The sequence below is a fragment of the Pseudomonas sp. SDO5522_S412 genome, from assembly GCF_054071215.1.
In genome coordinates this window covers 1-10,653 of sequence record NZ_JBSVWQ010000190.1, presented here as the reverse complement: position 1 = coordinate 10,653, position 10,653 = coordinate 1, and the positions used below count along the sequence as shown (strand labels likewise).

Here is a 10,653-nt window from a genome sequence, read left to right as displayed (position 1 = left end):
GAGTGCGTAGCGCTCCCATTTTCTTGGGGCTGCTGCGCAACCCAGCGGGAGCAAGCTCCCTCGCCACAGCAGGCTCACCCTCCACAGCAAGCTCACCCTCCACAGCAAGCTCACTCTCCACAGCAAGCTCACTCTCCACAGCAAGCTCACCCTCCACAGCAAGCTCACTCTCCACAGCAAGCTCACCCTCCACAGCAAGCTCCCTCGCCACAGCAAGCTCACTCTCCACACCGCCAGCGGTGATGCTCAGCTCCGGGCAAATGCCACCGCCGCCTGAAACTGTTCATCCGTCGGCCGCACGCCGGTGTACAGCACGAACTGCTCCAACGCCTGGATGGCGATCACTTCCAAACCGGTGATCACTCGTTTGCCCTGGGCCCGTCCACGCAGGATCAGTGGGGTTTCCGAGGGAATCGCCACCACATCGAAGACCGTCTCGGCCGCATCAACCGCGTCAGCTTCAAACGCCAACTGATCCGCTTCCGCCCCTCCGGTCATGCCAATCGGCGTCACGTTGACCAGCATCTGCGGGCGCAAGGCACCCAACTGCGCCTGCCACTCATACCCCAGGCTCTGGGCCAGCGCCCGGCCCGCTTCTTCATTGCGCGCCACGATCACGCCCTTGGCGTAGCCGCCATCGCGCAAGGCACTGGCCACCGCCTTGGCCATGCCGCCGCTGCCGCGCAGGGCGAAGGTCGAGTCCTTGGGCACCTGGTGCTTGTGCAGCAGTTGCTCGATGGCAATGTAATCGGTGTTGTAGGCCTTCAAATGCCCGTCGGTGTTGACGATGGTATTGATTGACGCAATGGCCCGCGCCGAATCGTCCAGCTCATCCACCAGGGCAATACAGGCTTCCTTGAACGGCATCGACACGCCACAACCCCGAATGCCCAAGGCCCGAATGCCACCGACGGCGCCAGGCAGGTCCTGGCTACTGAAGGCCTTGTAGTAGAAATTCAACCCCAACTGCTCGTACAGGTGGTTATGAAAGCGCAGGCCAAAGTTCCCGGGGCGCGCCGACAGTGACATGCACAGTTGGGTGTCCTTGTTGGGGTTCATCTGCATCGGTAACTCCTTGAAGCCATTCCAGAGGCGGTTTCGGATAGACGGAATACCCGCGCCGGCGGGTTGTCATGGATCATACGCACTGTGCCCGGCCACTTGTGTAAGCCAACCGATACAGACCTTACACAACCTTTACCTATCGGCTGTGCTGTTTTTTAGAAATACGCTGTCTTAAAAGTATCCCCGCGACAATCCTTGAGTCGATTGATTGCAGACCATGAGCGCAGGGGCTAACCGAGGAATGACCATGATTCGTAAACTCCCCAAGATCGCCTTGCTGATCGGCGCACTCGCTATGGCAGGACAGGCCTCCGCCCACGGTGGTGGTTGGGGTGCTCCGCTCGCACTGGGAGCCGTTGTTGGTGCAGTGGTAGGCGGCTCGATAGTCGCCAGCCAATCGCGGCCGGTCTACGTGCAACAACCGGTGTATGTCCAGCCGCAGCCGGTGTATGCCGCTCCGCCGCCGGTCTACTACGCACCGCCACCGCCTGTGTATGTGCAACAACAGGTTTATTACCGCCCGGCGCCGGTCTACTACGGCCCACCGCGCGGCTACTACGGCCCTCCACACGGCTATTACGGTCGCGGCTGGTAAGCCTCAACTGATACACCTGAACAGGCTCCGCCCTAAAAGCGGGGCCTTTTTTTGGCCTGCAGGTCTGAATAAATCTCGCCAAGGTCGTTATAAGGACAATGGCTGTGGCCAAATCCCACATCATTGATCTCAATAGGCGCTTGCCCGAACGGGGCCTGCGCTGTCATGTTTGTGTCTCAAAAGGCTTCCACTATCAACACTGTCCGACCAATAACAACAAGGACGATTGCCCATGCCCACGCAAAACCCACATCGCACCGCCGGCCTCTGCACCTCGAGCAAGGTCTATAGCGTACTGACGGAGCTCAAGGCCCTGGAAGGCCATCGCAACGCCAAGTTCCTGTCCTTGCTGACGGAAAACCTGGTGCGCAAGGGCCTGCTCAGTGAACAGGAAGTGGTGCATATGCTCGACCAGGTGGTCGACTGACTGAGGGTCGCTCGATAACAGTGATGTCGACTATCGAGCAGGTTGATTTTCCCTGAAGGCCTACGCACCGTAATGTCACCTCCATAGCGTATCGGAGGTCATCATGCCCACTATTCAAATCATGTCTGTCATCGGCAGTGCCGTTCCCGCCTCTCTGCGGGAGCTTGGCTTGCTCGCCTGCTGGTACCTGGTACGCGATGGCGAAGCCATCAGCGGCCCACTCACTTCATTACCGGCCGCCCAGGCCCTGTCGGTCAAAATGGCGCATTGCTTTCATGCCTAAGGCAGTTGCACCCGCGGTTTGGTTTCCACAAACAGCGCCCAGCTGGACATGAACAACGCAGCAATCAGTGGCCCGATGACAAAGCCGTTCAAGCCAAAGATCGACAGGCCGCCCAAGGTTGAGATAAGGATCAGGTAATCCGGCATGCGGGTGTCCTTGCCCACCAGGATGGGCCTTAGCACATTGTCCACCAGCCCGATCACAAATACCCCGAACAACCCGAGCACCACGCCCTGCCAGATCGACCCGCTCAGCAGGAAGTACGCCGCCACCGGCCCCCACACGATCCCCGCGCCCACCGCCGGCAGCAGCGACAGAAACGCCATCAACACCGCCCAGAGCAACGCGCTGGGAATGTCCAGGAACCAGAAGATCAAGCCACCCAACGCGCCTTGCGTGACCGCTACCAGCACGTTGCCTTTCACCGTGGCACGCACCACCCGGTTGAACTTCAATTGCAGGCGACGCTTCTGCGGTTCGGCCAGCGGCACCGCGGTGCGCACCTTGCGCACCAGCTCGGGGCCATCGCGCAGCAGGAAGTACAGCAAGTACAGCATGATGAAAAAACTCACCAGGAAATCAAACGTGCCCTGGCCGAAGCTGAACGCCTGGGTCGCAAAAAACTGGCTGCCCTGCATCGCACTCTTGACGATCTTCTCCCGCAGGCCTTCCAGGTTGCCCATGCCGAAGCGGTCCAGCAGATGCTGGAAATACGGTGGCAGGAAGTTCTTGAACTGCTCGATATACCCGGCAACGTCGAGCTTGCCGCTCTCGACGTTCTTGTAAAGCGTCGCGCCTTCCTGCACCAGCAAGGCACTGGTGATGATCACCGGCAAAATCGCAATTATCAGGCACACCGTCAGGGTTGCCAGGGATGTCAGGTTGCGGTTCCAGCCAAAACGTTGCTGGAAGCGCCGTTGCATCGGCGCAAAGATGATCCCCAGGATCACCGCCCAGAACACCGCGCCGTAGAACGGCAGCAAAATCCAGATAAACGCGATGGTCACCAGGGCGAGCAGTAACAGCAGGGTTTTGAATTGCAGGTTGGTTTGGTTCATGTTCGGTCCATGTCTAAAACACCAGGCGCTCATGTGCGCCTTGATGTTTAGTCCACTGCAAATCCCGCGAGTGCCCTACTTATTAGACCTGGATCAATAAACTGCGCACCCGGCCCGGCTACCCTGCCGCCCTTTTGCGACCCGAACCCATGCCTCCCGTTATCGCCCCCGAACTGCTCGCCCCCGCCGGCACCCTGAAAAACATGCGTTATGCCTTTGCCTACGGTGCCGATGCCGTCTACGCCGGGCAACCGCGCTACAGCCTGCGGGTGCGCAATAACGAGTTCGACCACGCCAACCTCGCCCTCGGCATCCAGGAAGCCCAGGCCCAGGGCAAGCGGTTCTATGTGGTGGTCAACATCGCGCCTCACAACGCCAAGCTGAAAACCTTCCTCAAGGACCTTGCCCCGGTGATCGCCATGGGCCCGGATGCGCTGATCATGTCCGACCCGGGCCTGATCATGCTGGTGCGCCGGCACTTCCCGCACATGCCGATCCACCTGTCGGTGCAGGCCAATACGGTGAACTGGGCCAGCGTCGAATTCTGGCAGGCGCAGGGCATCTGCCGAATCATCCTGTCCCGGGAGTTGTCGCTGGAGGAAATCGACGAGATTCGCCAGCAAGTCCCCGCCATGGAGCTGGAAGTATTTGTGCACGGCGCGCTGTGCATGGCCTATTCCGGGCGCTGCCTGCTGTCGGGCTACATGAACAAGCGGGATGCCAACCAGGGCACCTGCACCAACGCCTGCCGCTGGAAATACCAGGCGACGCCTGCGGTGGAAAACGCCGCCGGCGACATCGTGCAGCACTATGCGCCCGAGCCGACCCTGGGCCTCGGTGCGCCCACCGACCAGGTGTTCCTGCTGCAGGAGGCCAATCGCCCCGACGAACAGATGCCCGTCTTCGAAGATGAACACGGCACCTACATCATGAACGCCAAGGACCTGCGGGCGGTGCAGCACGTCGAGCGGCTGACGCGCATGGGCGTGCACTCGTTGAAGATCGAAGGCCGCACCAAATCCCACTTTTACTGCGCCCGCACCACCCAGGTATATCGCCAGGCGATTGATGACGCGGTGGCCGGGCGCGACTTTGACCGGGGCTTGATGGCCAACCTCGAATCCCTGGCCCAGCGCGGCTACACCGAGGGTTTCCTGCGCCGGCACGTGCACGATGAGTATCAGAACTATCAGAACGGCAGCTCGGTGTCCGAACGCCAGCAGTTCGTCGGCGAACTGACCGGTGAACGGCGCGGGGAGCTGGCCGAGGTCAAGGTCAAGAATCGTTTTGCCGTAGGCAATCACCTGGAACTGATGACCCCGGCGGGGAATTTCCACTTTGACCTGGGCTCATTGCACAACGCCAAGGGCGAGGCCATCGCGGTGGCGCCGGGCGACGGGCATACGGTGTATTTGCCGATCCCGGCGGAGATGGACCTGCGTTTCGGCCTTTTGATGCGCGACGTTTAACTTCGCCAGACACCTCAATGAGTGCGAGACAGCTTGCTGTGGTGAGGGAGCTTGCTCCCTCACCACAGCAAGCTCCCCCACCACAGCACTCTCCTTCACCACAGCAAGCTCCCCCACCACAAAAAGCAGGGCGTACGCGCACTAGGTTCATTTGCAAAGTAGAATTGGCGGTTCTGCGTACCGCCACCTTGTCTTGAGCGGTCACCCTCTTTTTTACGGAGATCGCCTTGCGTCTGTTTCATACCTCCGACTGGCACCTTGGGCAAAACCTGCACGGCCAGGAACGCGACTTCGAACACGCCTGCTTCCTCGACTGGCTGCTGGGCCAGTTGGGCCTGCATCGCCCTGACGTGCTGTTGATCGCCGGCGATATTTTCGACACGGTCAACCCGCCACTCAAGGCCCAGGAGCGGCTGTACGACTTCATCATCAGCGCCCATGAGCAAAACCCTGCACTGACCATCGTGATGATCGCCGGCAACCACGACTCCGGCTCGCGCATCGAACTGCCGGCGCCGTTGATGCGCCGCCTGCGCACCCACGCCCTGGGCCGGGTGCTGTGGCTGGATGACGGACAACTGGATGTCGAACGCCTGCTGATTCCATTGCCCGGTGCCGACGGTGAAATTGCCGGCTGGTGCCTGGCATTGCCGTTCCTGCGCCCGGCCGAAGTGACCGGCGCACAACTGGGGGACGATTACCTGCGGGGCATCGGCCAGGTTCACGAGTGGCTGATTGCTGCCGCCAACGCCAAGCGCCAGCCGGGCCAGGCACTGGTTGCCATCAGCCATGCGCACATGGCCGGCGGCTCGGTGTCGGAAGACTCCGAGCGCAGCCTGATCATCGGCAATGCCGAAGCGCTGCCGGCCAGCCTGTTCGATGCCACCGTCAGCTATGTGGCCCTCGGCCATTTGCATAAACCCCAGCGGGTGAATGGCGAGGAGCGGATTCGCTACTGCGGCTCACCGATTCCGCTGTCATTCTCGGAAATCGGCTACCAGCACCAGATCCTCGACGTGCAACTGGACGGCGAAACCCTGGTCAGCGTCGAATCCCGCCTGATCCCGCGCTCGGTCAACCTGCAACGCCTGGAAGCCGCGCCCCTGGCCGACATCCTCAAGCAACTGGCCGACCTGCCCGACATCGACCTGCTGGCCGAAACCCAGCGCCAACCGTGGCTGGAAGTGCGGGTGCGCCTCGACGAACCGCAACCCGACCTGCGCCAGCAGGTGGAAAACGCCCTGCAAGGCAAGGCCGTGCGCCTGGTGCGCATCGCCGCTGAATACGCAGGCAGCGGACGCGGTGAAGACAGCCAGGAAGACCGCCTGATCGAACTCGACCAGCTCACGCCCCAGGAATTGTTCAGCCGCGCCTGGCAGGAAAGCTACGGCAGTGAAGTGGACGAACAGACCCTGAAGGACTTCGCCGTGCTGCTCCAGGAAGTGCAACAGGAGGGCGAACAGCCATGAAGATCCTCGCCATTCGCCTGAAAAACCTCGCCTCTTTGGCGGGTCCGTTTGAAATCGACTTTACCGCCGAGCCCCTGGCCAGCGCCGGGCTGTTCGCGATTACCGGGCCCACCGGCGCCGGCAAAAGTACCTTGCTCGATGCGCTGTGCCTGGCGCTGTTTGGCGCCGTGCCGCGCCTGGGCGATACCGGCCAGGCAAAAATGCCGGATGCCGACACCGATATTTCCATCGGTGACCCACGCACCCTGATTCGCCGGGGCACTGGCGGCGGTTATGCCGAAGTGGATTTTGTCGGCGTCAGTGGCCGTCGCTACCGCGCCCGCTGGGAAGCCAACCGCGCCCGGGACAAGGCCAGCGGCAAGCTGCAAGCCAGCCGGCAAAGCCTGATCGACCTGGACAGCGAGCAACTGCTGGCCAGCCAGAAAACCGAATACAAGACCCAGCTGGAATTGGCCCTGGGCCTGAACTTCGAGCAGTTCACCCGCGCGGTGTTGCTCGCGCAAAGTGAGTTCAGCGCGTTCCTCAAGGCCAACGACAACGAGCGCAGCGAACTGCTGGAAAAGCTCACCGACACTGCGCTCTACACCCAACTCGGTCGCCGCGCCTTCGACAAGGCCAAGGACGCCCGGGACGCCCACAAACACCTGCAGGACCAGGCCACCGGCGTCACCCCGCTGGCCCCCGAGGCCCGCGCCGAACTCGACGAGCAACTGGCCGCCGCACAGCAACAGCTCAAGACCCAGCAGGCGCAACTCAAGCAACTCGAGTTGCAGCACACCTGGCTGAAGGAACTGCGAGAGTGGCAGGAGCGCCAACAAAGTGCGGTCGAGCAACTGCAACAGGCCCAGCAACACTGGGCAAGCCAGGGCCCGCAGCGCCTGGACCTCAGCCGCCTGGAACAACTGGCGCCGCAACGTCACCACTTCGCCCGCCAGGCCGAACTGACCACGCAGCTGCAGCCCCTTGCCGCGCAGATCCAGCAGCACCTTGAGCAACAAACCGCGCTGCACACCCGCCAGACCCAACTGCAACAGCAACAGGCCGACGTGCAAGCCACCCTCGCCCAGGCCCTCAAGCAGCAAGCCGACGCTGTGCCCTTGCTGCGCCAGGCCTTCGAGGAGCAAACCACCCTCGCCCACTTGACCCGCGAGCTGGCCAAACGCAGCGAAGAGAAACAGCTGGGTGAAGCTGCCTGCGTGGAAGGCCAGGCGACGTTGACCGGCTTGCTCGACAAGCAAAAAGTTGTCGCCGAGCGCCTGCACCGGCTCGCCGCAGAGCTTGAACGCAGCGCCGCCCTCGCGCCGTTGAGCGAGGCCTGGAGCGCCTACCGCGACCGCTTGCAACAGCTGATGCTGATCGGCAATCGCCTCAATAAAGGCCAGGCCGAACTGCCACAACTGGAAGAGCGCGCCACCCGTCTCGGTGAAAAATGGACCGAGCAACGCGAAGCCCTTGACCTGCTGTACCACGAAGCCGGCGCCGAACCCCATGCAGTGGCCGAACAGATCCAGTTGCTCGGCAGCCTGCTCCAGGACAACCGCAAGCAACATCGCGCGTTTGAGGACTTGGCGCGGCTGTGGGACAGCCATCAGCAACTCGACAGCCAGAGCCAGGCCCTGACGCAAAAGCAGACCCTCGCCCAGCAACAACGCGAACTGTTGAACCAGAGCGGCTTGCAGGCCAAGGCCGAGCTGGCCGTCGCCGAACAAACCCTGACCGTCACCAAGCAACTGCTGGAGCGCCAGCGCCTGGCCCGCAGTGCCAGCGTCGAGGAATTGCGCGGCCAGCTTCAGGATGAGCAGCCGTGCCCGGTGTGCGGCAGCGTCGAGCACCCGTATCACCAGCCCGAAGCCATGCTGCAAAGCCTGACCCGCCACGACGAAAGCGAAGAAGCCAACGCGCAGCAAGCCGTGGATGTACTCAAGGAAAAACTCACTGACCTGCGTGGCGAAGTGGGCGGCCTGATCGCCCAGCAAAAGGAATTCCTGCAACAACAGGAGCAACTCGCCAGCCAGTTGCAGGCCTTGCTGCCAAGCCTTGAAGCCCATCCGCTGTCGGCCTCGCTGTTCAACCAGGACGCGGCCAAGCGTGATGCCTGGCTCGCCCAGCAACTGAGCCAGCTCAGCCAAAGCCTCACCCAGGACGAGCAACGCCAGGGCGCCCTGCTCAACCTGCAACAGAACGCCGGGCGTTTGCAGCAACAACTGCAAGCCGCCCAGGACGCCAGCCAACAGGCGCGCCAATTGCTGATCGACCAGCAGCGGGAACTGTCCAACGACCGCGAACGCCTGGACGAAGAACTCAACGCCTTCGCCAGCCTGCTGCCCACCGAGACCCTCGAAGGCCTGCGCAGCGGGCCGGCGGCGACCTTCATGTTGCTCGACCAGCAGGTCAGCCAGCGCCTGGAACAGCTCGACAACCAAAAGGAAGAATTGGCCGAGCAGCTACAGCGCCAGCAAGCCATCGAGAAAGAGCAGGACCGCCAGCAACATCGCCAGCAGCAGCTGGAGACTTTGCACAAACAGCTCGCCGAACAGAGCGCCCTGCAACACGCCGCCAAGGAAAAACTCGCCGGCCTACTGGGCGAAAACTCCAGCGCCGAACACTGGCAACAGCAATTGGACCTGGCCGTCGACCAGGCGCGGCAACATGAGGCCGAGGCCAACCAACAGTTGCAGGACACCCGCAACCAGTTGATCCAACTGGCCGCCGACCTCAAATCGCTGCAAGAACGCCAACAGTCCCTGGAAACCGAACACGCGGCCCTCACTACGCGCCTGAGCGACTGGCGCGCGTTGCACCCGGAACTCGATGACGAAGGCCTGGCACGGCTGGTGGGCTTCGATGAGCCGCAGGTGGCCGAACTGCGCCAGCAACTGCAACACAGCGAAAAAGCGGTCGAACAGGCGAAGGTGTTGCTGCAGGAGCGCGAGCAGCGGCTCAAGGATCACCAGGCGCTGCACAACGGCAACCTTGAGGCCGAGCAACTGGACGGCGCCCTGGCCGAACTCAACGCCGCGTTGGCCATTGGCGAAAAAGACTGCGCCGAACTGCGTGCCCGCCAGGCTGACGACCAGCGCCGCCAGGATGCCAACCAGGCCCTGGCAGCAGAGATCGCCAAGGCCTACGAAGAATGGCAACGTTGGGCACGCCTGAATGCACTGATCGGTTCGGCCACCGGCGATACCTTCCGCAAGATCGCCCAGGCCTACAACCTCGACCTGCTGGTGCACCACGCCAACGTGCAACTGCGCCAACTGGTGCGCCGCTACCGCCTCAAGCGCGGCGGCAGCATGCTCGGCCTGCTGGTACTCGACACGGAGATGGGCGACGAACTGCGTTCGGTGCACTCGTTGTCCGGCGGCGAGACGTTCCTGGTGTCGCTGGCGCTGGCCTTGGGCCTGGCGTCGATGGCGTCGAGCACGTTGAAGATCGAGTCGCTGTTTATCGACGAAGGCTTCGGCAGTCTCGACCCCGAGTCGCTGCAACTGGCGATGGACGCCCTCGACGGCTTGCAGGCCCAGGGCCGCAAGGTCGCGGTGATTTCCCATGTGCAGGAAATGCACGAGCGGATTCCGGTGCAGATTCAGGTCAAGCGCCAGGGCAATGGCTTGAGCACCCTGGAGGTCAAGTGAGCGAGGCCGTGTTGTATTCGTTCCGCCGTTGCCCCTATGCGATGCGGGCGCGGATGGCCCTGCGGTATTCAGGGGTGGCGGTGCAGATCATCGAGGTCAGCCTCAAGGCCAAGCCGGCTGAGATGCTGGCGTTGTCACCCAAAGGCACGGTGCCGGTGCTGAGCGTGGATGGCCGGGTGATCGATGAAAGCCTGGCGATCATGCGCTGGGCACTGGCACAGAACGATCCTGAGGGTTGGTTGCTTGGGGATGATCGGGCGACGCAGGCGCTGATTGAAGAGAATGATCAGGGCTTCAAACATCAATTGAATCGATACAAGTATGCCGAGCGCTATCCGGAGCAGCCGATGGAGCATTATCGGGCCGAGGGTGAGGTGTTTCTGATGAAGCTGGAGGGGTTGCTGGCGGAGCGGGAGTATTTGCTGGCCGGGCATTTGAGCCTGGCGGATGTGGCACTTGCACCGTTTGTGCGGCAGTTTGCCCATGTGGATCGGGAGTGGTTTGGCCAGGCGCCCTATCCGCGATTGCAGGGCTGGTTGCAACGCTTCCTGGAATCGCCGTTGTTCATCGCCGTGATGGCAAAAACCTGAGACTGTCGCAGGACAAAATGTGGGAGCGGGCTTGCTCGCGAAGGCGGTGTATCAGTCAGCCC

Annotated in this window: 9 protein-coding genes and 1 pseudogene; 7 read left to right on the top strand and 3 right to left on the bottom strand. The window is 62.1% G+C overall.

Annotated features, from left to right (window positions below; all coding sequences use genetic code 11):
* Positions 1 to 229: pseudogene (locus tag ACW9I6_RS25840) on the bottom strand (hypothetical protein); the annotation flags it as partial.
* A gap of 17 nt (positions 230 to 246) precedes the next feature.
* Positions 247 to 1,065 (bottom strand): shikimate 5-dehydrogenase, encoded by an 819-nt coding sequence (locus ACW9I6_RS25835; RefSeq protein WP_003211230.1) that lies wholly within the window; start codon positions 1,063 to 1,065, stop codon positions 247 to 249.
* 241 nt (positions 1,066 to 1,306) lie between these two features.
* Between ACW9I6_RS25835 and ACW9I6_RS25830 the strand changes: the two genes are divergently transcribed.
* The 3 genes from ACW9I6_RS25830 to ACW9I6_RS25820 all read left to right on the top strand — a co-directional run bounded on the left by ACW9I6_RS25830 (position 1,307) and on the right by ACW9I6_RS25820 (position 2,370).
* Positions 1,307 to 1,660 (top strand): hypothetical protein, encoded by a 354-nt coding sequence (locus ACW9I6_RS25830; protein ID WP_008435927.1) that lies wholly within the window; start codon positions 1,307 to 1,309, stop codon positions 1,658 to 1,660.
* A 232-nt stretch (positions 1,661 to 1,892) separates the two neighbouring features.
* Entirely contained in the window at positions 1,893 to 2,087 is a 195-nt protein-coding gene (locus tag ACW9I6_RS25825; protein WP_003211226.1) for a hypothetical protein, read from the top strand.
* Between the two features lie 103 nt (positions 2,088 to 2,190).
* Positions 2,191 to 2,370, top strand: coding sequence for a hypothetical protein (locus ACW9I6_RS25820; RefSeq protein ID WP_003211225.1), 180 nt, complete (start codon positions 2,191 to 2,193; stop codon positions 2,368 to 2,370).
* Here ACW9I6_RS25820 and ACW9I6_RS25815 read toward each other — a convergent pair.
* Positions 2,367 to 3,428, bottom strand: a complete 1,062-nt coding sequence (locus tag ACW9I6_RS25815; protein WP_003211223.1) for an AI-2E family transporter — start codon at positions 3,426 to 3,428, stop codon at positions 2,367 to 2,369. The two genes, ACW9I6_RS25820 and ACW9I6_RS25815, sit on opposite strands and share 4 nt — an antisense overlap.
* 149 nt (positions 3,429 to 3,577) lie before the next feature.
* Between ACW9I6_RS25815 and trhP the strand changes: the two genes are divergently transcribed.
* The 4 genes from trhP (at position 3,578) to ACW9I6_RS25795 (ending at position 10,591) form a co-directional block, all read left to right on the top strand.
* Complete coding sequence (gene trhP / locus ACW9I6_RS25810; RefSeq protein ID WP_457339998.1) at positions 3,578 to 4,897, top strand: prephenate-dependent tRNA uridine(34) hydroxylase TrhP; 1,320 nt, start codon at positions 3,578 to 3,580, stop codon at positions 4,895 to 4,897.
* Between the two features lie 227 nt (positions 4,898 to 5,124).
* Positions 5,125 to 6,366: an exonuclease SbcCD subunit D C-terminal domain-containing protein gene (locus tag ACW9I6_RS25805; protein ID WP_457339997.1), complete on the top strand. Its 1,242-nt coding sequence runs from the start codon at positions 5,125 to 5,127 to the stop codon at positions 6,364 to 6,366.
* On the top strand, positions 6,363 to 10,001 hold the full coding sequence (locus ACW9I6_RS25800; RefSeq protein ID WP_457339996.1) for an AAA family ATPase: 3,639 nt from the start codon (positions 6,363 to 6,365) through the stop codon (positions 9,999 to 10,001). Before ACW9I6_RS25805 ends, ACW9I6_RS25800 begins: the two co-directional genes overlap by 4 nt.
* Positions 9,998 to 10,591: a glutathione S-transferase gene (locus tag ACW9I6_RS25795; RefSeq protein WP_457339995.1), complete on the top strand. Its 594-nt coding sequence runs from the start codon at positions 9,998 to 10,000 to the stop codon at positions 10,589 to 10,591. The genes ACW9I6_RS25800 and ACW9I6_RS25795 overlap by 4 nt, the downstream gene beginning before the upstream one ends.
* The last annotated feature ends 62 nt before the right edge of the window (positions 10,592 to 10,653 follow it).

Coding starts and splice junctions, on each gene's coding strand:
- ACW9I6_RS25835 (WP_003211230.1), bottom strand. CDS start 1,065: ATGCAGATGAACCCCAACAAGGACACCCAACTGTGCATGTCACTGTCG.
- ACW9I6_RS25830 (WP_008435927.1), top strand. CDS start 1,307: ATGACCATGATTCGTAAACTCCCCAAGATCGCCTTGCTGATCGGCGCA.
- ACW9I6_RS25825 (WP_003211226.1), top strand. CDS start 1,893: ATGCCCACGCAAAACCCACATCGCACCGCCGGCCTCTGCACCTCGAGC.
- ACW9I6_RS25820 (WP_003211225.1), top strand. CDS start 2,191: ATGCCCACTATTCAAATCATGTCTGTCATCGGCAGTGCCGTTCCCGCC.
- ACW9I6_RS25815 (WP_003211223.1), bottom strand. CDS start 3,428: ATGAACCAAACCAACCTGCAATTCAAAACCCTGCTGTTACTGCTCGCC.
- trhP (WP_457339998.1), top strand. CDS start 3,578: ATGCCTCCCGTTATCGCCCCCGAACTGCTCGCCCCCGCCGGCACCCTG.
- ACW9I6_RS25800 (WP_457339996.1), top strand. CDS start 6,363: ATGAAGATCCTCGCCATTCGCCTGAAAAACCTCGCCTCTTTGGCGGGT.